At 64.0% G+C, this 18,927-nt stretch carries 20 protein-coding genes; 10 read left to right on the top strand and 10 right to left on the bottom strand.

The features are described 5' to 3' along the window. Positions 1 to 56: 56 nt before the first annotated feature. Both BQ7391_RS03560 and BQ7391_RS03555 read left to right on the top strand, forming a co-directional pair. Positions 57 to 854 carry a prolyl oligopeptidase family serine peptidase gene (locus tag BQ7391_RS03560; RefSeq protein ID WP_200799574.1) on the top strand — a complete coding sequence of 266 codons (798 nt, stop codon included), beginning with the start codon at positions 57 to 59 and terminating at the stop codon, positions 852 to 854. A gap of 17 nt (positions 855 to 871) precedes the next feature. Then, positions 872 to 1,543 (top strand): hypothetical protein, encoded by a 672-nt coding sequence (locus tag BQ7391_RS03555; RefSeq protein WP_129583902.1) that lies wholly within the window; start codon positions 872 to 874, stop codon positions 1,541 to 1,543. On the opposite strand, the gene BQ7391_RS03550 is transcribed toward BQ7391_RS03555, so the two are convergent. From BQ7391_RS03550 to BQ7391_RS03510, 9 genes are all read right to left on the bottom strand, one after another. Further along, positions 1,540 to 1,986, bottom strand: a complete 447-nt coding sequence (locus BQ7391_RS03550) for a flavodoxin family protein (protein ID WP_075279327.1) — start codon at positions 1,984 to 1,986, stop codon at positions 1,540 to 1,542. The two genes, BQ7391_RS03555 and BQ7391_RS03550, sit on opposite strands and share 4 nt — an antisense overlap. A 54-nt stretch (positions 1,987 to 2,040) precedes the next feature. Then, positions 2,041 to 3,996, bottom strand: coding sequence for an oxidoreductase (locus BQ7391_RS03545; RefSeq protein ID WP_075279326.1), 1,956 nt, complete (start codon positions 3,994 to 3,996; stop codon positions 2,041 to 2,043). A gap of 202 nt (positions 3,997 to 4,198) precedes the next feature. Continuing rightward, positions 4,199 to 5,254, bottom strand: a complete 1,056-nt coding sequence (locus tag BQ7391_RS03540) for an alpha/beta hydrolase (protein ID WP_083662070.1) — start codon at positions 5,252 to 5,254, stop codon at positions 4,199 to 4,201. Further along, on the bottom strand, positions 5,251 to 6,267 hold the full coding sequence (locus BQ7391_RS03535) for an alpha/beta hydrolase (protein ID WP_129583901.1): 1,017 nt from the start codon (positions 6,265 to 6,267) through the stop codon (positions 5,251 to 5,253). Before BQ7391_RS03535 ends, BQ7391_RS03540 begins: the two co-directional genes overlap by 4 nt. Then, a complete protein-coding gene (locus BQ7391_RS03530) occupies positions 6,264 to 6,989 on the bottom strand; it encodes a RibD family protein (RefSeq protein WP_075279324.1) in 726 nt (241 codons plus the stop codon). The genes BQ7391_RS03535 and BQ7391_RS03530 overlap by 4 nt, the downstream gene beginning before the upstream one ends. Before the next feature lie 9 nt (positions 6,990 to 6,998). Then, positions 6,999 to 7,991: an aldo/keto reductase gene (locus BQ7391_RS03525; protein ID WP_075279323.1), complete on the bottom strand. Its 993-nt coding sequence runs from the start codon at positions 7,989 to 7,991 to the stop codon at positions 6,999 to 7,001. A gap of 10 nt (positions 7,992 to 8,001) precedes the next feature. Beyond that, positions 8,002 to 8,850 carry an SDR family NAD(P)-dependent oxidoreductase gene (locus BQ7391_RS03520; protein WP_075279322.1) on the bottom strand — a complete coding sequence of 283 codons (849 nt, stop codon included), beginning with the start codon at positions 8,848 to 8,850 and terminating at the stop codon, positions 8,002 to 8,004. A gap of 30 nt (positions 8,851 to 8,880) precedes the next feature. Beyond that, positions 8,881 to 9,537 (bottom strand): flavodoxin family protein, encoded by a 657-nt coding sequence (locus BQ7391_RS03515; protein ID WP_075279321.1) that lies wholly within the window; start codon positions 9,535 to 9,537, stop codon positions 8,881 to 8,883. A 53-nt stretch (positions 9,538 to 9,590) separates the two neighbouring features. Further along, the gene (locus BQ7391_RS03510; protein WP_075279320.1) at positions 9,591 to 10,943 is read right to left on the bottom strand and encodes a DHA2 family efflux MFS transporter permease subunit; all 1,353 of its coding nucleotides are present in this window, start codon (positions 10,941 to 10,943) and stop codon (positions 9,591 to 9,593) included. Between the two features lie 245 nt (positions 10,944 to 11,188). Between BQ7391_RS03510 and BQ7391_RS03505 the strand changes: the two genes are divergently transcribed. Both BQ7391_RS03505 and BQ7391_RS03500 read left to right on the top strand, forming a co-directional pair. After that, complete coding sequence (locus BQ7391_RS03505) at positions 11,189 to 12,040, top strand: aldo/keto reductase (RefSeq protein ID WP_075280856.1); 852 nt, start codon at positions 11,189 to 11,191, stop codon at positions 12,038 to 12,040. A 44-nt stretch (positions 12,041 to 12,084) separates the two neighbouring features. Next, complete coding sequence (locus tag BQ7391_RS03500) at positions 12,085 to 13,248, top strand: iron-containing alcohol dehydrogenase (protein WP_075279319.1); 1,164 nt, start codon at positions 12,085 to 12,087, stop codon at positions 13,246 to 13,248. Between the two features lie 445 nt (positions 13,249 to 13,693). Here BQ7391_RS03500 and BQ7391_RS12475 read toward each other — a convergent pair whose 3' ends face one another. Further along, entirely contained in the window at positions 13,694 to 13,864 is a 171-nt protein-coding gene (locus BQ7391_RS12475; protein WP_200799573.1) for a hypothetical protein, read from the bottom strand. Positions 13,865 to 14,218: 354 nt separating this feature from the next. Between BQ7391_RS12475 and BQ7391_RS03495 the strand changes: the two genes are divergently transcribed. From BQ7391_RS03495 to BQ7391_RS03470, 6 genes are all read left to right on the top strand, one after another. Next, positions 14,219 to 14,863, top strand: coding sequence for a class I SAM-dependent methyltransferase (locus tag BQ7391_RS03495; RefSeq protein WP_200799572.1), 645 nt, complete (start codon positions 14,219 to 14,221; stop codon positions 14,861 to 14,863). Then, a complete protein-coding gene (locus BQ7391_RS03490; RefSeq protein WP_075279318.1) occupies positions 14,850 to 15,455 on the top strand; it encodes a class I SAM-dependent methyltransferase in 606 nt (201 codons plus the stop codon). Before BQ7391_RS03495 ends, BQ7391_RS03490 begins: the two co-directional genes overlap by 14 nt. A gap of 115 nt (positions 15,456 to 15,570) precedes the next feature. Then, on the top strand, positions 15,571 to 16,401 hold the full coding sequence (locus BQ7391_RS03485) for a class I SAM-dependent methyltransferase (protein WP_075279317.1): 831 nt from the start codon (positions 15,571 to 15,573) through the stop codon (positions 16,399 to 16,401). 232 nt (positions 16,402 to 16,633) lie between these two features. Further along, positions 16,634 to 16,912, top strand: a complete 279-nt coding sequence (locus BQ7391_RS12110; RefSeq protein WP_129583900.1) for a hypothetical protein — start codon at positions 16,634 to 16,636, stop codon at positions 16,910 to 16,912. 113 nt (positions 16,913 to 17,025) lie between these two features. Beyond that, the gene (locus BQ7391_RS03480) at positions 17,026 to 17,988 is read left to right on the top strand and encodes an Abi family protein (protein ID WP_075279316.1); all 963 of its coding nucleotides are present in this window, start codon (positions 17,026 to 17,028) and stop codon (positions 17,986 to 17,988) included. A gap of 506 nt (positions 17,989 to 18,494) precedes the next feature. Continuing rightward, complete coding sequence (locus BQ7391_RS03470) at positions 18,495 to 18,914, top strand: YjdF family protein (protein WP_075279315.1); 420 nt, start codon at positions 18,495 to 18,497, stop codon at positions 18,912 to 18,914. The last annotated feature ends 13 nt before the right edge of the window (positions 18,915 to 18,927 follow it).

Genomic DNA, 18,927 nt, shown 5'->3' with positions numbered 1-18,927 from the left:
CACTCGCCACCTCTGCGCCCCCTGCTCTTACCGGATGCTCTGCAGTGGAGGATTCGGTGGCGTCGAGAGGTGGCGATTCAGGCCCCGGGGAGGCCGCGGATGTCCGTGAGCTTGACGGCTACGTCCTCACGGAGGGGTCGCAGACAGACCGCGGCTTCGTCGTTGACGACGCCCTGCAGACGCCATCAGGCAGAACGCTGCACTTCTCGCTCCATGTGCCGGACTCCTACGACGGGTCCGTGCCCTATGCGCTCTACGTGGCCTGCCCCGGCTGGGAGGGGCTCTACTTCCAGGGCGTGGGGGCGAATCTTCAGGAGGACTACCCCTTCGTGGCGAACGACTACATCGCCGACATGGTCGTGGCCTCGCCCCAGCTCGACGACTGGGGCGAGCAATCGGCGTCAGACGTGGTGGAGCTCACCGAATGGCTGCTCAGCGCCTACAGCATCGATGCGGACCACGTGTACCTGAGCGGATGCTCGGGCGGCGGCGAGACCATCTCCATCGTCTTAGGAACGCGCCCCGAGCTCTACCGGCGCGCGCTGCACACCATCTCGCGCTGGGACGGCGACGTCGAGGCGCTCGTGCAGGCAGAGGTCCCCGTCTACATGGCCATTGGCGAGAAGGACGACTACTACGGGCCCGAGCCCGCCCGCGAGGCGTACGCCCGCATCTGCGACGCGTACCGCGCGCGGGGGCTCTCCGAGGACCGAATCGACGAGCTCGTCGTGCTCGACGTGAAGCCCACGAGCTACTTCACCGACCGGGGCTTTGCCGCCGACACGAGCCAGCACGGCGCGGGCGGCTACCTCTTCGCGCACGACGAGCAGATTATGGGGTGGCTGTTCAGATGACGCACGCACGGAAAGCAGTGGCCCGCAAGCAGGTGCGGCGAGCGCTCGACATGGCGCTCGCCGCACTGTTGCTCCTGCAGATGGGCTATCAGCTCCTTCCCGAGGACCTGCACGCAGCCCTGGGTCTTGGGATGACCCTTGCCGCGACGGCACACCTCGCGCTCAACGCCGGCTGGGTCCGCACGATGGGGCGCGGCCGCTGGGGAGCCGCACGAGCGCTCATGACGGTGGCGGCGGGCGCCTCCCTCCTGCTCATGCTCTCGCTCGCCCTGAGCGGCCTCGTGCTCTCTGGGCTCGTTGATGCGCTGCGCCCCCTTGACGAGGCCGCCCGCGCGGCGCACCTCAGCTCCTCGTACCTCGCCCTACTCGTCCTCCCCCTCCATGCGGGGACCCACCTTACGCCCGTCCTTGACGCAGCCATCGGAGCAAAGGGGGCGAGGGCTCCCAGGCCCGCGGCGATTCTCGGCCTAGGAGCCTGGGTCGCCCTCGCGTGCCTGGGCGTCTATGAGTTCGTGACGCTGCACGTCTGGGACTACGTGACGCTTCGCATGCCCTTCGTGCTCCCAGCGGAGGTGCCGCTCCCCCTCTACCTGCTCGAGCACTTCTCAGTCATGGCGCTCTGCGCCCTTCTTGGTGCCGTGCTGGCGCGTCTGACGCGCCGGCGAGGGCCAGCGGTTTGCTCGCCCTAGAGCCGTGCAGACAGCCTCTCCGCATCAGACAAGTTGTTGACCATGCCGCCGTAGCTCATGCCGTAGAACGCCGCAAAGCGCTTCATGGTGTACTCTCCCCACTCAAGCATCTCCTTGGTGGGTGCGCCGCCCTGGAAGACGAAGTAGAGCGTCTTGCCAGACATGCTGCCCGCAGGCACCGGGCCGTAGAAGCGGTCGAGCAGGTTGCGCAGCATGCCGGAGAGGTTGTGCCAGTAGACAGGAGAGCCCACGACCAGCGTGTCCGCCGCCTGGATGCGGCCGAGCACGTCATCGAAGTCGTCGTCATCGTATCTCTGGCCGTAGCCGTAGACCTTGCGCTCGGCAAGGTTTAGCTGCTCGTAAGGTCGCTCGCCGATGAGCTCGCGAGCCAGGCGCGCCGTGTTGCCGTCCTTGTTAGGGCTACCGTTGATGAAGAGAATCATATGACCCGCTCCTTTCCTAACCTGAAGTCTTTCACCGCACTCCCCTTCCAGAGCCTAGATCGTCTTCACGCGATCCCAGCCGTCGCGCACGGCTGTCATGATCTTGCCGGCATGGTTGGCGTCGCCGACCTCGATCACCCGGTCGAAGCGCGCCTCAAGCAGGTCGCGCATCGAATGGTCCGTATACACGCCGATCGCGAGCACGGCAGCGTCACACGGGATGCGCTCGGCTGTGCCGCTCGCCACATCCGTGATGGCCACGGCGCCCTCCTCGAGGACATCCACACGAGCGCCGCAGCGGATCGAGACACCCGCCCGTTCGAGCGCGCCCACCGTCTTGGTGACGTTAAACGAGAAGATTCCGCGCCCAGGGGCGGGCAGCATCTCGAGCACTGTGACGGCGGCGGCGCCGCGGGAGGCGAGAAGCTCGGCGGTCTCGAGGCCCGTCATGCCGCCGCCCACCACGGCTACCTTCTTTCCCGCGAGGTCGACCGCACCCGAGAGAACGTCGTTTGCCATGACGGCACGCTCGACACCGGGGATGCGCGGAACGACCTGCTTTCCGCCCGTGGCATCGATGACGGCCACGGGGTCGAGGGCAGCAATGTCATCGAGCGTCCCGGCGGTGACGGGCGCGTTCAGGCACACCCTCACGCGCGGGCTCTTCTGAATCTGACGCTCGAAGTAGCGAATGAGGTTGTCGATGCGGAACTTGTTGGGAGCTTTGTTCGCCAGCTGGAGAGCGCCGCCCAGGCGCTCCGCCGCCTCGTAGAGGACGACGTCGAAGCCGCGCGCAGCCGCCGTGAGCGCGGCCTGCATGCCACCGGGGCCGCCGCCGATAACCACGACCGTCCCCTCGCCCGCCGGCAGGGCCAGGTTGTCCAGCTCGCGCCCTGCGAGTGGGTTCACGCTGCAGCGCAGCGGCTGGTGATCCACCGTGATCTGCTGCATGCAGGCGTTGCACGAGATGCACGGGCGAATGTCGTCGGCATGGCCGGAGCGCGCCTTGTTGGCCCACGCCGGGTCGGCAATCTGCTGGCGCGCGAGCGTAATGAGGTCCTGGCAGCCGCTCTCGAGCACTGCCTCCGCCTCGTCGGGCGTCTTGATCTCGTTGGGGCCGTAGACGAACACGCCCTCCGGCATGGCGGCCTTGAAGTCCGCGTAGATCTGCGTGCGCCAGCCGGCTTTCATGTCCGGCGTGCCCACGCGGTCGATGCTCATGAGCGTGAGGTGGAAGCCGTTCACGCCGCGCGCCGCCAGATAGGCCCCAACGCTCCGCATCTCCTCTGCGCCCGCCTCACCGGGCAGTCCCTCCCCCTCGAAGGCGTTCAGGCGCACCGTGATCGGGAAGCGCGGACCCGCGACCTCGCGGATCTTCTCGATGATCTCGACAACGATGCGGCAGCGGTTCTCGAGGCTGCCGCCGTACTCGTCGGTGCGCGCGTTCTTGGCGGGGTTGATGAACTGGTTGAGCAGGTAGCCGTGCGCGCAGTGCAGCTGGATGCCGTCGACGCCCGCCCACACGGCGAACTGGGCGGCACGGGCGAAGTAGTCCTCGATCTTGTGAATCTCGTCCACGGTAAGCTCGTGCACCGGTGCCTCCCCGCGCGCGGCAAGACCCGGCGTGATCGAGCTTGCCGAGACCGGCTCGTGGCCGTCGTTGTACTCGGCGCAGGTCTTGCGCCCGGGGTGGTGGAGCTGTACGAAGAGCTTGGCGCCATACGCGTGGATGCGCTCTGCAAAGTGCACGAAGGAGAGCTGGTTGCCGATGGAGAGCAGGCGCAGCTGCCCCGGCATGGCAATGCCCCCGAGCTCCGGCGGACATGCGGCCACATACGAGGTCACGATGGCGCCGGTGCCACCTGCGGCGCGGGCGCAGAAGTACTCCATGCACCGCGGCGAGACGTTGCCCGAGTTATCCCCGAGCGACTCGTCCATCGGCCCCATCACAATGCGGTTCTTGAGCTCGACGTTACCTATGCGAACACGCTCGAATAACCTGTCATACATGCACGGTCATCTCCTATCGAGTGATCTTTAGCACTTGGGCACCGGCGGACACGTTCGACCCAACGCTGGGAATAAGGTCGGTTGCCGAGAAGGACGCCCCGGACTCAGAAGTCATTGTTGCTTCGTCAGCTATGACTCAGACGTCATAGCCGTTGCTCTTGATGATCTTCTGGTACGCGTAGAAGCTATCCTTGCGGCGGCGCTAGGCCCGCGAGAACGCGTCCTGCATGAAGGCGTCGAACTCGGGAATCCAGTCGCCAAGCGCGCCGAAGCCGTGCGGCCAGCCCTGGAGCACACGGGCACGTACGGTGTAGCCCAGTCGACGCATGAGCTCCACCTGCGCCTCGAACTGGTCGTAGAAGGGGTCGCGCGTGCCGTAGCAGTAGTACGTGGGCGGGAGGTTCGCCGAGCCGAGAGCCTCCTCGTCGAGGGAGGCCACCGAGAGCCGCCCGTAGAACGAGTAGATCATGGCGTCCGCGGCGACGTCCGCCGAGACCGCGTCGAGGTCGTCGGGCTCGTAGGAGGAATCCAGCGCGTCAGGCGTCACGTGGCCCCTCCAGTTGAGGATCGTCTCGCCGCAGAGAATCCCACCCGCGGAGTAGCCGCCCACGGCGATGTGTCTCTCGCTGGGCAACCCGAACTCGTCCGCGTGGGCCCGCACGAAGCGGACGGCGCGTGCCAGGTCTACGCCACCCTCTGCCTGTGTGTACGGCCGGAGCCGGTAGTCCACGACAAAGCTCTGATAGCCTCGCACGGCAAGCTCCTCCGCCGTGGGATAGCAGTCCGCCTCGTCCCCGCGGAAGATGAAGGCGCCTCCCGCGCAGAGAAGGACGGCGCCCTTGACGTCCGTCCCCTTCGGCACGGGAACGGACGTAATCGTGGGTCGAAAGCCCACCGGGTCCATCCCGCTCCCCCGGTCCTCGGTGACGGCCGGCACGTTGCCCTCCTCCCAGAGGAAGAGGCGCTGCTGCTCGCGCGGGGTGACCCCCGCCGTGAGCACCGTGCCCGTGGCCGTTGCGGGGTCGGGGCTCACATGTGCGTCGCTCAGCCTCATGAGGCCCTCCTCGTCAACGTCAAGCTCCACCAGCTCGCGAACGCCCCCGAGGTCGTCGATCGAGGCCTCGGGAGCAGAGCCCTCCGCCTCGACGCCCACCAGGGAGTCATGAGGCCGTTCATCACTCCCCCGGGAGCAGCCGGTGACCGCGGCGGCAACGCCCGCGGCAGCCGCCATCAGGAAGCCCCTTCTCGTCAGCCTCATCGCTGCGCCTCCCAGAACGCGAGCGCGTCGTCGATCCAGCCCTCTGCCGCCGTGTCGACACCCAGGCCAAAGCCGTGGCGCAGGCCCTCGTACACATGGAACTCGGTGGGCACGCCTTGGTCTGCGAGAGCGTCCTGGCGTGCCTGCATGGTGCGCCAGCTGGCGATGCCGTCGCGGTCACCCACGCAGGCATATGTGGCGGGGTCCGCCCCCGTCAGCTCCCGCATGCCGGTGTACTGCATGACGATCGCCGTGGGCTGCGGCGTCTCCGCCGGGGCGCCAAACGCCGCCGGGCCGTAGCCGCCGACCCATGCCGCCATGCGCGCGCCCGCGGAGCCGCCCCAGAGCGAGTAGCCTGCCGTGTCCACGCCCAGCTCGTCGGCATGCTCGAAGATGAACGAGACCGCGCGCGCGAGGTCCTCGCAGGCGAGCTGCGCTTCCGGGCGGTAGATGACCGCGAAGCCGTTGAGCCCCGCGCGTGCCAGATGGAGGCAGTGCGGGAACGAGTCGTGCATGGCGGCGACGTAGGCGAAGCCACCGCCGGCGCTCACCACGGCGAAGGGAGCGCGCTCGCCCTCCGAGAGGCCCTCGGCCGCAAAGCGGAAGAGCCCGGTGTCTGCGAGCGAGGGGTCCGCGTCCTTCTCGGTGTCCGTGTAGATGTCGTAGAAGACCGTCTGACCCGCGGCGCATTGGGTGAGCAGGTAGTTCACCACGTCGACGGTGGTCTCCGCGTGGATCTCCGAGTACCAGGGCAGGATGTCCGGCATGTCGGCAAGTGTCATGTCTTCCGTGGGCGCAACGAACCCCGTGGGAAAGACGAGACGGCCAAAGCCGGCAAGACGCGGGTCGTCGATGACGTCGAAGATGCGGGTGTCGGCCGTGGCCTCGGTGGACGCCGCCGCGGCATCGTTAGCGGTAGGCGCGTCGTCCTTCTCGGCAGGTGTGCAGCCGACAAGCCCCCATGTGGCTGCGGCAAGCCCCGTGGCCCTCAAAAAGTCGCGTCTCGACATCATCGCGCGACCCGATAGACAAGGTGGAGGCCGTCTCCGGGCAGACGCTCCACGTCCGCGAGCCTAAAGGCAAACGAGCCCTCCGCAACAGGGGGCGTCTCGTCGAAGACCGAGGCCGTACCCGGCTCCCCCGAGACCGTGGGCGAGAGAACGAGGCTGAGCTCATCGAGCACGCCCGCGGCGAGAAACGCCATGTCCGTCTTGCCCCCGCCGCACACGAGCACCCGCTCGATCCCAAAGAGGCCGCGGAGCTTGCGCAGGGCGAGCGGGAGGTCGAGCGCGAGCCTGCCAGCGATGACGTAGGACACGCCCTGCTCGCGAAGGTGGGCACGGTACGCCGGTGATGCCTCGTTGGTCAGGACCTCGATCACGTGCGCGTCGGCGCGGCCGGGGCGCCTATAGGTGGCTCCCGTCCAGGTGATCTCGCCGGCAGGGTCGATGGAGACGTAGAAGCTCCTCTCTGCATGCGGGGCCACGAAGTCCCCGTCGGGCACGCTCGCGCCCGCATCGAGCGCGGGCACGCCCCCGCCCACAAAGCCCCTGGTGGTGACGCTGCCGTAGGCAACGGCGTCCGCCCCGAGCTCCCGCTGCATGCGCGAGTACTCGGCGCGCGACTCGGCCGCCGCGGGGTCGAACATGTAGGCGCCGTCGATGCGCCCGTTGAGCCCGGCAAAGACGTGGCAGATGACGTAGGGCCTGTCCGTCGCCTTGATCTTGTCGCTCATGCGCGTCCCCTACCTGACCGCGTGTCCGCCGAAGACCATAAGGTCAAGGCCATCGAGAAGCTCGTCGATCTTGGCGATCTCGTCGTCGGTGAGCATAACTTCGGCGGCACCGAGGTTCTCGCGCAGGCGCTCGGGCTTGCGGCTGCCGGGGATGGGGACGACGTAGGGCTTCTTGCGGAGCATCCACGCGAGCGAGACCTGCGCGAGCGTCGCGGAGTGGAGGCCGGCGAGCTCGTGCAGGAACCTCATGAGCGGCTCGGCGCGCTTCTCGCCCTCCTCGGTGTACTGGGGCATGCCCTCGCGGTAGTCCTGCGCCCCCTCGAAGTGCGTGGCATGGCTGTAGGCGCCCGTGAGAAAGCCGTTCGCCATGGGCGAGAAGGCCACGAAGGCCACGTTCAGCTCCTCGAGCACCGGGAAGAGGGACTCGTTCCAGTGCGCCATCAGCGAGTAGCGGTTCTGAATCGCGGAGACAGGGCAGACGGCGTCGGCGCGGCGCAGGTAGTCCTCGGTAGTCTCGGAGATGCCCCAGGCGCGGACCTTGCCCTCCTTGATGAGGTCGGCCATGACGCCCGCCACGACCTCCGGCTCCACCTTGGGATCAATGCGGTGCTGGTAGTAGAGGTCGATGTGGTCCGTGCGCAGGCGGCGGAGGCTGCCCTCCACCGAGGCGCGGATGGTCTCAGGACGCGAGTCAACGAGAATGGTCTTATCCGGCGCGTGGGTGACGCCGAACTTGGTGGCGATGACCACCTCGTCGCGCACGGGCGCGAGCGCCTCCCCCACCACGTCCTCGTTGTGCGCCTCGGTGCCGTCGGCGCGCCGGCCGACGTAGCACTCTGCGGTGTCGAAGAAGGTGTAGCCCATCTCGTGCGCCGCACGGATGACCTGCACCGCATCGTTGTCCGGCATCGGGTCCCCGCTCGCGTGCGTGATGCCCATGCAGCCCATGCCAACCGAGCTCACCTCGATGCCACTCTTGCCCAGAACGCGTGCGTTCGTCATAGCTCCCACGTTACTCACACCTCTCGTCATCATTGTCGAAATCTGCGCGGACACTTACGTCCGCCCACTCATTCAGCTCCGCCAGACGTGCCTCCAGCGCAGCGCGAGCTGCCGCGACGCAGTCCGATCCCAGAAGGAGCCGCTGGGGACGGTTCCCGCCCACGATTGCCTCGACGACCACGCGCCCGGCCGCCTTGGGATCGATCGGCTGGTCATGGGAGTCGGTCGCCTCGGTCTTGCGATACCTATCGGCAATCTCGTCGTAGTCAGCGATGTGGCGCCGGGTCTCGAGGAGGGCGTCCCCGAAGAACCCCGTGCGCATGGCCCCTGGCTCCACGATCATGGTCTCGATGCCCAGGTGGGCAACTTCTTTCTCCAAGGCCTCGGTCAGCAGCTCAAGCGCCGCCTTGGACGCTGAGTAGTAGCCGTTGCCCAGCGCGCCGCGCACCGCGCCAATCGAGCTCACGTTGACGATGAGCCCGGAGCGCTGGGAGCGCATGGTGGGCAGGACGCGCCGGATGATGCGCCCCACGGCAAAGAAATTGGTGTTGAAGAGCTCGTCTATGCGCTCCCGCTCGCTCTCCTCCACCGTGGCGCGATAACCATGCCCGGCGTTGTTCACGAGCACGTCAAGGCCGCCAAAGCGCTCGCGCGTGGCGATGACGGCGTACTCTATGCTTGCGAGGTCGCCGAGGTCGAGGTAGACCGCAAGCGCCTGATTTGGGTAGTCGCTCACCAAATCGTCAACGCGTCCTAGGTCGCGGGCCGCCAGCGCCACGTTCTCCCCGCGCGCCAGCGCCGCCTCGGCTATGCCACGACCGAGGCCGCTGGACGCTCCCGTTATGAGCCAGGTTGCCATGTGAAAACCCTTCCACCCTGCTGGGACACATCAGTGGATGAAGTTGGTGTAGGTGGTCGGCTCCTGAGCGGGCAGCTCGATGCCCGCATCCTGAGCCGCGCGGATGGCCTTGATGAGAAACGCCATGTTCCCGCCGAGGAAGCGCATGGCCTGCAGGCCCTCGACGTCCTGCTCCACCTCCTCTGCCGTGGCGCCGTGCACGATGTTCCAGTAGCGCGAGGTGGCAATGGGCATCTGCAACAGCTGGAAGTATCGGTTGAGCTGGTCGATGGTCGCCGTGTTCCCCGCCCGTCGGCAGCTCGCCACGGCCGCACCGACCTTCATGCGAAAGGCGTCGTCGCCCACCCTCTGGCGCAAGCTGTAGAACGCGCGGTCGAAGAAGGCGGTGGCCGCTCCCGTGGCGGCGCCGAAGTGCACGGGCGATCCGAGAACGATGCCGTCGTAGTCACAGGCGACGCTCGTGAACTCGTTCACGCGGTCGTCGAAGACGCACCTGCCGGTCACGGTGCACCGCTTGCAGGCCACGCAGCTCGCGAGCGGCTTGGTGCCCACCCAGAACACGTCGGCGCCGACGCCGTTCTCCTCGAGCGCGCCCGCCACCTCGCGCAGCGCCCGGTCCGTGCACCCGCTCTTGTGCGGCCCGGCGTTGACGAGAATAACCTTGAAGCGACTGTCTGTCGTAGTCATGAAAGCCTCCTAGCTGCGTAACTAAAACTGCACGTTCTGTGCCGCATCTGGCGTCAGGACCTTCTCGCCCGCTTGCGCGGCATCGTGAGCGCCGCGGCAGAGCCGAGCGCCGCGGCGAGCACCACGACGAGAAACGCCACAGGAAAGCCGCCCGCCGCCGAGAGCGTAGCGGCCACGACCGCCGTGCCGAACGAGCCTCCCACCTGCTGGAACATGCGCACGATGACAGCGGTGTCAGGAATGGCGTCATCGGGGACGGAGGTGTAGGAGCAGGTGGTGATGGGAACGATGAGCATGCCCACCGCCAGACCTCGGACAAAGAGGATGGTCCCCATGAGCATGGTCGGGGCATGCGGGTCCAGCAGGAGGAAGGGCGCCGTGGTGAGCGCCGTGGCCGCAAAGCCGCCCGCCGCGACGACGCGCCCCCCGTACGCGTCCGTCAGACGGCCGGCAAGCGAGCGCGAGAGCAGCGCGCCCACGCCCTGGGGCAGCAGCATCAGCGCGGCACCGAGCGCGTCCGCCCCCAAAAGGTCCTGGTAGTAGAGGGGCAGCAGGAACTGCGCGGAGTAGAGCACCACGCCCGCCATGAAGATGGCGGCAGACGCCGTTGGAACCGAGCGCCTCCTCATGAGCGTCACGTTAACGAAGGCGCGGCGCGGGTCGCGCGTGGGCGGCCACGCTACGAAGAGCGCGAGAGCCGCCACGCCGCCCACGAGCGGAGCCACCACCGTCGGACGCGTGAGGTCACCGCCCCGGCTCACCTCGGTCAGGCCGAAGAGCAGAAGGGCGATGCCCGCCGCCACAAGAACAAAGCCAACCGGGTCAAAGGGCCGCGTCAGAGAGGCGGGGCGCGGTGCGCCCTCCACGTACTTCTCGCCAAGCACGATGGCCGCAACGACCACGGGAACGTTGATGATGAAGAGCCAGTGCCAGCTCAGGAAGTTGAGGATGATGCCGCCGATGACGGGCCCGAAGATCGGGCCGCACGAGAGCGGCAGCATGATGGTCGACATGATGGACCCCACGTTGATGACGCCGCGCGCGTGCGCCATCTCCACGGGCAGCGTGGTCATGAGCGTGATGATCACGCCCGCGGCAAAGCCCTGGACCACGCGCGAGGCCACGAGGACGGGCAGGCTGGGCGAGAGGATGCAGCACACCGAACCCGCGAGAAAGACCCAGAGCCCGAGCATCCACGAGAAGCGCCCGCCGCGACGGCGCTCGAGCCAGCCCGCCACGGGAATGCCGATGGCAAGGGCGAGCAGGTAGCCCGTGGAGAGCCACTGGACGACGACCTCGTCCACCCCAAACGCCTCCATGAGCGTCGAGATGCCAATGGCCACGATCGTGGTGTCGCAGCCCGGCATGAGCGTGCCCACGATGATGGCTGCGAGCATGCCGCCCATACCGGCGCCTTTCTCGGCTGTCGCCGCACTGCTTTCTCTCCGACTCACGCTGACCCCTCCTTGTCAAGGAGCGTAGACCCGCGCGGCGGTCTCGCAGAAGTCTCCATTGGTGACATGGTTCTAACCTCAGCGTTATGAGGCTATGTGTACCCCAGCGTTATAAGCCTCGCACCAAGGGAGACTTCTGCGATCGGGCGCGCAGCCGTAGGGTGGAGCTGTCCGATTTCCCCAAGAAGGAGGCAAACGTGGAGTACGTGACCCTTAACAACGGCGCCCGGATGCCGCAACTGGGCTTTGGCGTGTACCAGATTCCGGACGCAGCCGAATGCCAGGCTGCTGTCGAGAACGCCCTCGATGTGGGATACCGCCTCATCGATACGGCGGCGAGCTACGGCAACGAGGAGGCTGTGGGAGCCGCCGTCCGCGCGAGCGGCATCCCGCGCGACGAGGTGTTCGTCACCAGCAAGCTTTGGGTCTCGGACATGAGCTACGAGGGCGCCAAGCGCGGTTTTGACGCCACCCTCAAGCGCTTGGGCTTGGATTATCTGGACCTCTTCCTCTTCCATCAGCCCTTTGGTGACATCTTTGGCGCGTGGCGCGCCATGGAGGAGCTCTACGAGCAGGGCGTGGTGCGCGCGATCGGCGTGGCGAACTTCTACCCCGACCACCTGGCCAATCTCATGGCGTTCACCAACGTAACGCCCGCCGTGGACCAGATCGAGTGCAACGTCTTTTTCCAGCGTCATGAGGACCAGACCTATCTTGAGAGCCGCGACGTAACCATGGAGAGCTGGGCGCCGTTTGCGGAGGGCCACAACGACCTCTTCCACAACCCCGTGCTCACCGCCATCGGCGGGGCTCACGGCAAGAGCGTGGCGCAGGTGGCGCTGCGCTGGCAGCTGCAGCGCGGAATCGTGTGCATCCCCAAGAGCGTGCGGCGCGAGCGCATGGAGCAGAACTTCGACGTCTTTGACTTCGTGCTGAGCGATGACGAGATGGCTCGGATCGCTGCGCTTGACGAGCACGAGAGCACATTCTTTAGCCATCACGATCCCAAGACCGTCGAGATGATCTGCGGACTCGCCCGCAACGTCTAGCGCAGAGAAGACCCGCTCCCTTTCTTTGGCAAGGAGGAACAACGATGAACGCATTTACTTATGACTACCCGGTCAAGAATTACTTCGGCGAGGGCGCGGTGGACCAGGCGCTCGACGCCGAGATGGGTGCCATGGGCAAGACGGTGATGCTCGCCTACGGCGGAGGCTCGGTCAAACGAACCGGCGTCTACGGCCACGTGGTCGATAAGCTCACGGGCGCGGGCAAACGCGTGGTGGACTTCGGCGGCATCATGCCCAACCCGACCTACGAGAAGTGCCAGGAAGGTGCTGCGCTCGCGCGCGAGGAGCAGGTCGATTTCATCCTCGCCGTCGGCGGCGGGTCGGTCTTCGACTGCTGCAAGGTGGTCTCCGCGCAGGCGATGCTTGACGAGGACATCGAGACATTCGAGCACGTCGACGGCAAGATGCCGAGTTCGTTCATCCCCATGGGCTGCATCGTGACGCTCTCCGGCACGGGCGCCGAGCAGAACAACGGCGCCGTCATCACCAACGAGGAGACGCACGTGAAGGGAGCCTTCGTCGGCGCGTTGCCCTCGTGGGCGGCGCTCGATCCGGCGCTCACGCTCACCGTCCCCCACGCGCAGTTCATGAGCGGCGCGTTCGACACGCTCTCGCACTGCATGGAGAGCTACTTCGGCACCCCGCGCGAGCGCAACGTCACCGACGACATCAACCTCGCCATTCAGAAGAACGTCATCCGCAACATGCTGGTCGTCGCGGAGGACGACCAGAGCCTCGAGGCGCGCAGCGAGCTCGTCTACGACTCCGCCATGGCCGAGAACGGCGTGCTCAAGATCGGCAAGGCCACGGACTTCCAGGCGCACATGATCCAGCACCAGTACGGCGCATACACCCACACCAACCACGGCATGGGCCTCGCGGTCATCCACCCGGCGCTCTACCGCCACCTTGCCCCCGAGGCGCCCGAGCAGTTCGCCCGCTGGGCGCGCGAGGTGTGGGGCGTCGACGCCAAGGACAAAGACGACCTTACGGTGGCGCTTGAGGGCATCGACCGCCTGCAGACGTTCATCGGCGAGATGGGCCTGCCCACGAGCTTCGCCGAGATGGGCTCCGACGCGTCCGACGAGACGCTCCGCAAGGTAGCCGACACCTGCGTGCTCACCGGCGGCTGCGCCAAGAAACTGGAGCGCAGCGAGGTGTTCCAGATTCTGACCGAGTGCCTCTAGATCGGCAGTGGATCCCGATCCGCCCGCGCCGAAGGAAACAGGAAGGCTCCTCGTTTTTCTCGAGGAGCCTTCTGAGTTTTTGCCCGATTGTGAAACCATGTGGCTTGCAGGTGCGGCGGTTGCGAAACGCCCCCATCGGTCGCCATCGGAACCATACGAAACCGCATGAAATACAAGAACAAATGTTCTATTACTATTCCCACTCAGTGACTAATCCAGTCCGAGTGTTGTCGATGTGTGTCGCGTCGTACCGCCTAAGGGCTGATTCGCGATTTCGGGAATGACTCGATTGATTCGCGAAACCGCAGGTCGTTCCTTTAATCACTCCCTGATTTCCGCCGGGGTTCGTAGCGGGTTGCGTGAAAAGGGGTGATTCAAAGGGTCGGAGAGATGCCTATAGCGCAATCGTCTGGTATTGGCGCGGTGGGGGGACTTCTCGCCTCCATCAGTCCAAATCGTCAAGCTCCGAAAGCCTTGCGAGCTCGATGGCCGAATCGACCGCCTCTTCGAAATCGACGCCTTCCGCATGGGGTGATGCCGAGACGCAAGAGGACCAGATGCCCCGCATCATATCGGATCTTCTGACCTCGCCGAGCACGGCCTCGTAGTCGCCCATCTTGCCGAGTGAACCGCGCCTGGAGGCGGTGGCGACAGCGGCTTCGTGCAGGGAATCCCGCCAGCCACATTAACCCGTCGCCCGCGAAAGACGTCGAACTAGAGAAAAGGACCTATTTCCCGTCATGGATTGGGTTTACCTGCACGACTAGAGCACTGGTGTAATTGGCTGGATCACCATTCCGGGAACCAGTATCGACCTACCTGTCCGCCAAGCTCCATCTTCAGCTCCAGCCTAGTATCTGACTCGCGCCGTTATAAGCGAAAACCGAAGAGATGCGTCTTAGCCAAGAAAATAAGGTTAGCCTTATCTTACTGCATGATTCGTGTGTTATAGTTAGATGGCTCTAACTGTTTGGGGGCGATAGCCATACGCGAACGCAAGGGCTTCTGGGACAAGAATGCCGGTCGATACGACCGTTTCATGCGAAACGACCGGGCGGCGTATGAGAAGATGTATGGACTGATCAGGCCGGTAGTGAAAGCAAAAACCGTACTGGAGGTTGCCACCGGCACGGGGCTTATCGCAAAGAGCATCGTGAATGCGGCGGCGCACATCGAGGCTACGGACGCTTCTGCAAAGATGATCCTTGAAGCAGAGCGGGGCAATCAATCCGCGAAGCTGCACTTTTCCGTACAAGATATGTTCCGCCTGCCCTATGCACAGAAGTCCTTCGAAGTGGTGATCGCGTCCAACGCGCTTCACATAGTGCCGCATCCGGAAAAGGCCCTGCAAGAAATAAGGCGGGTACTGAAGGACGACGGCGTGCTCATCGCGCCAACCTTCACCCACGCGGGGAACTCGATTTCCGGCAAGGCAAAAGCCTTTTTCATGAGCATGGCGGGATTTCCCCTCCACAGCAGGTGGACAAGCGAGGAATACCTGCGTTTCCTGCGTCAAAACGGCTGGGCGGTGCAGAAAAGCGCGGTGCTGAAGGCCTCGTTCCCGTTGACCTATGCGGAATGCACGAAATCGGAGGGGCCAGATGTCGTTCTTTGAAAACACCCGCAAGCCCGTGGGCCTCGGCGGAAAACTTATGGTTGCCATGATGAATCTGGGCCACAGCCCTGTGGCGCGGTGGGGACTTCGATTTCTACGGCTTGCGCCAAACGCCAAGGTGCTGGATTGCGGCTGCGGCGGCGGGGCGAACATAAAACGGCTGCTGAAAAAATGCCCGCATGGCGTCGTCAAGGGCATCGACTATTCACCCGTCAGCGTGGAGAAGGCTAGAAAGCTCAACCGAACTGCAATTCAGGAGAAGCGTTGCGCCGTTCTGCAGGGCAGCGTGGCGGATATGGCGTTTGAGGATAGCTACTTCGATGCCGCCACGGCCTTTGAGACCGTCTATTTCTGGCCTGATTTGCCCCGATGCTTCCGTGAGGTCCGGCGGACGCTGAAGCCAGGCGGGACAATTCTTATCTGCAACGAGAGCAATGGCGATACGGACAAGGACGAGAGGTGGACGCAGATCATCGGCGGCATGACCATCTACAAGGACATTGAATTAAAGGCGTGTCTGGAGCAGGCGGGTTTTCACGAGGTGCAGATACGCAAAAAGAAAAGGTGGCTCTGCGTCACGGCGCGGAAGTAGGGGTATCAAGCACGGGCATTTTCGCATCCATCCTGCACATGGCGATAGGCATGACGGCCATAGCGGCTGTGTTGGCGGCAATCATGACAATTTTTATTCACTGAGGAAGAAACCTATGAAATGCAAAATTGAGAAAAACACCGTGCAGGAGACGCTGATCCTCCCGCTGTATTCCCGGAAGCTGTGTACGGAGCTGTACCCGAACCTTTACAAGGATGAAACAGCGGCTCGTCTGCTCGACCAGATCGACTACGACTTTTCAGAGGCAGAGAAAAACTCCCGCAGCCTGATGCAGCGCTTTGGTGCGCTGGAGGTGGCCATGCGGCAGGGTGATCTTGCTTTCGAGGTGCGGGATTACCTGAAAGGCCACCCCAGTGCGGCGGTGGTCAATCTGGGCTGTGGGCTGGACAACACCGGCAGAACCTGCGACAACGGTAGATGCAAGATCTACAATCTGGACTTCCCGGATGTGATTGCCTTGCGGCAGCAGCTGCTGCCCGCCGAGGATCGAGAACAAAATATCCCCTGCGATCTGAAAGACACCGCATGGTTCGGCAAAATCGATGCCTCCGGCGGGGCGGTGTTCTTTGCCTCCGGGGTGTTCTATTACTTTCTGACCCAGCAGGTCCGGGAACTGGTGCGGGAGATGGCGGACGCTTTCCCCGGCGGTGTGCTGGTCTTTGATGCTGCCAATCGGACGGCAGTAAAGATGATCGCAAAAACATGGCTTAAGACTGCAAAAATCAAGGATGTGGGGGCATATTTTGCGGTTTCGGATGCCGCCAAGGAAATCGGCACGTGGAACAGCCGTCTGCAGGTCACAAGTCGCGGCTATATGCTGGGTTACAACGATTTGAGAGACCCTTCTGTCAGCGGCTTTTTCCGGTTTCTCGCAAGGGTCGGTGACAACGGGATGAAAATGCAAATCGTGAAAATAAGATTTTGAGAGGCAAAAATGAAGCGCATTCACTTTGACGTTGAAGAAGACGACTTTTACGGCACATATTGGGCGTGCAAAGACACGCATACAGCAGCGGGCACGGATTCGATTGAAACCGTGCCCGCTATCTGATACTATATGATTTTATCGAACGTCTGTTCTATTCCCACTCGATGGCGTCGGTCCTGCCGTCCCGTCACTCCAGTTACACCCAATTTTCGGCATCGACACGGAACGCGTGCCGCCGAATGACGCGATGTCGCGTTTCGTCGGCTTCGGGGACAAAAGCTGGGACAACCTCAAAAACTTTTTTCAAACTCAGGGCTTTGAGTTTTTGTTTTTGTCCCAAAGTGCGCGGCGGGTCGCCTTTGGAGGCTCGATGGCGCCGAAAACGCCCGTTTTGAAACTCAACCGCCCTTTTGCCCGCAAGCCGCCAGCTGCAATCGCAAGTGAATTAACGCGGGTGGCTTGCGCGCCATTTGCAAAACCCCAGGTCGCAGGTCTTCGTCATTCGTGAACAAAGTGAGTAGTCTCAGGTGGCTTGCTTATGAGTTGGCGAACGGGCCTTCAGGATTCAGGGCAAACATGCTGGTAGAATAGGATTCTCAAATCAATGGCAGGAGACCGAGCATGGCCGAACCCCACGATAGGAAGCCGATCCTCACGATCGAGCAGCAGATAGAGCACCTCAAGCAGAAGGGCGTAGCCTTCGAACTGTGTTCCGAGGAAGAGGCCGCGGACTACCTGCGCGACAAGTGCAACTTCTTCAAGCTCGCATCCTACCGCAAACTCTTCTCGAAATACGAGGGAGGCCCGCGCGACGGCCGCTACGTAGACCTCGACTTCGGCCAGCTGCGCCTGCTCGCGGCGCTCGACCAGGAGCTGCGCCACGCCCTGCTCGGCATGACGCTCGACATCGAGCATTTCCAGAAGGTGACACTGCTTCGCGAGATGGAGGACCGTGGAGAGGACGGCTACGCCATCGTGGCCGACTACATGGCATCGCTTACCACTGCAAACAGGGAGTACCGCCTGCGCGAGCTCAAGATGAGCGGCCGCAGCCCCTACAGCTCGAGCCTCTACGCGAAGTACTCCGGCGACATGCCTGCCTGGGCCTTCCTTGAGCTCACCTCGTTCAGCACCCTCATCGACTTCGTGCGCTTCTGCGCCAGGCGATGGGGCGACAGGCGCCTCGAGGCCTCCCACTACGACCTCAAGCGCGTGAAGTCCGTCCGCAACTGCGCCGCGCACGGCTCGTGCCTGATCAACTGCTTCGCCGAGAGGGGCGCCGCCCGGGGCTCGGCGTCCAGCGGCGTCTCCCGAAGGGTCGCCGCCGTGGGAATTCCCAAGGCGACCAGGAGGAAGTGGATGGGGAATACGGCCATGCAGGAGGTCGCGACCGTGCTCGTGGCGCACTCCGGCTTGGTACCCGAGGGCTCCTCGCGCTCGCGCGCCGCATCCGAGCTCGCCGAGATGTTCGCCAGGGCCGACGGCGGAACCGAGGCGCTGCCCGACAAGGGGCCCGACGCCGCAGCTCGCTCCGCGCTCGAGTTCCTTCGCAGGTTGACAGAATCGCTCGGGTTGGTAGAATAGCCTGCAGATAGCAAAACCTTCACGGTTTTAGGGGCGGACTTGCGCAAGCGACTCTGCCCTATTTTTATATTCACTCGCTATAGGAGACGGGTGATACCTGGGTCAATGACAGAACTGAGAAGCCCGGAATAATGAAGCCAGTTAGAAACCCTCGGGTTTGCGGGGCGGGATCGTGAGAGCGATTCTGCCCTATTTTTTTTCCTCCGTCTGCCCCAAACCAAGTAGTTCGAAGATAGCCTGTAGGTGTCCTCGTGGGCGCCTTTTATTTTCAGGGAATCGGCCGCTTCATGAACGAGCGACCGGCTTGACCTAGATCGAACCGCTTTCATCTCCGTCTAGGCGCCGGCAATCAACATCGTGAATCCGCGCGTGCTACAATGCGGGCACCAGAGATGAAAACACAGTCCCCGTCGGGTAGTCGTGGGCGTGCGGGAGTCCGCATCAGTAACCTGCCTCCTTGGTTGTCCCTTCTCTGCGTGGTCATCTACATAAAGGAGGAACCAGCCATGCAGATCAGCGTGTCGTCCGCCCTGACCGTATATCATGACGGCCAATTCTGGGTCGGGCTGGCGGAGCACGTCGAGGACGGAAGGTACGGCGCCGCCCGCATCGTTTTCGGCGCGGAGCCGTCCGATGAGGAGATCCTGCGATTCGTTGTCGGCAAATGGGCGAAGCTCTCGTTCTTCGGTGACGACCTGGTCGAGACGAGCAAACCCGCGAAGAACCCCAAGCGGCGCGCCCGCGAGGCGGCGAAGGCCCTTAAGCGGCCCGCAGTGAGCACCAAGGCACAGCAGGCGCTCGCGGCACAGCGGGAAGCGATGAAGCGGGAGTCGGCCCAAGCAAGAAGCCAGCGTCGCGCGGATGAGGCGGAGGCGCGCTTCGAGCAGCGAAAACTGAAGCGCAAACAGAAGCATCGCGGTCATTGATACCGCCATCAAC

Source organism: Thermophilibacter provencensis (assembly GCF_900128445.1).
Classification (GTDB): Bacteria; Actinomycetota; Coriobacteriia; order Coriobacteriales; family Atopobiaceae; genus Thermophilibacter; species Thermophilibacter provencensis.
The sequence above is the reverse complement of the archived record's forward strand: the minus strand, read 5'-3'. Positions and strand labels throughout refer to the sequence as shown.

Bases quoted from the DNA above. Each gene is read 5' to 3' on its own strand.
- BQ7391_RS03550 (WP_075279327.1), bottom strand. From the start codon at position 1,986: ATGATTCTCTTCATCAACGGTAGCCCTAACAAGGACGGCAACACGGCG.
- BQ7391_RS03545 (WP_075279326.1), bottom strand. From the start codon at position 3,996: ATGTATGACAGGTTATTCGAGCGTGTTCGCATAGGTAACGTCGAGCTC.
- BQ7391_RS03540 (WP_083662070.1), bottom strand. From the start codon at position 5,254: ATGAGGCTGACGAGAAGGGGCTTCCTGATGGCGGCTGCCGCGGGCGTT.
- BQ7391_RS03535 (WP_129583901.1), bottom strand. From the start codon at position 6,267: ATGATGTCGAGACGCGACTTTTTGAGGGCCACGGGGCTTGCCGCAGCC.
- BQ7391_RS03530 (WP_075279324.1), bottom strand. From the start codon at position 6,989: ATGAGCGACAAGATCAAGGCGACGGACAGGCCCTACGTCATCTGCCAC.
- BQ7391_RS03525 (WP_075279323.1), bottom strand. From the start codon at position 7,991: ATGACGAACGCACGCGTTCTGGGCAAGAGTGGCATCGAGGTGAGCTCG.
- BQ7391_RS03520 (WP_075279322.1), bottom strand. From the start codon at position 8,850: ATGGCAACCTGGCTCATAACGGGAGCGTCCAGCGGCCTCGGTCGTGGC.
- BQ7391_RS03515 (WP_075279321.1), bottom strand. From the start codon at position 9,537: ATGACTACGACAGACAGTCGCTTCAAGGTTATTCTCGTCAACGCCGGG.
- BQ7391_RS03510 (WP_075279320.1), bottom strand. From the start codon at position 10,943: ATGGGCGGCATGCTCGCAGCCATCATCGTGGGCACGCTCATGCCGGGC.
- BQ7391_RS03500 (WP_075279319.1), top strand. From the start codon at position 12,085: ATGAACGCATTTACTTATGACTACCCGGTCAAGAATTACTTCGGCGAG.
- BQ7391_RS12475 (WP_200799573.1), bottom strand. From the start codon at position 13,864: ATGGGCGACTACGAGGCCGTGCTCGGCGAGGTCAGAAGATCCGATATG.
- BQ7391_RS03490 (WP_075279318.1), top strand. From the start codon at position 14,850: ATGTCGTTCTTTGAAAACACCCGCAAGCCCGTGGGCCTCGGCGGAAAA.
- BQ7391_RS03485 (WP_075279317.1), top strand. From the start codon at position 15,571: ATGAAATGCAAAATTGAGAAAAACACCGTGCAGGAGACGCTGATCCTC.
- BQ7391_RS03480 (WP_075279316.1), top strand. From the start codon at position 17,026: ATGGCCGAACCCCACGATAGGAAGCCGATCCTCACGATCGAGCAGCAG.
- BQ7391_RS03470 (WP_075279315.1), top strand. From the start codon at position 18,495: ATGCAGATCAGCGTGTCGTCCGCCCTGACCGTATATCATGACGGCCAA.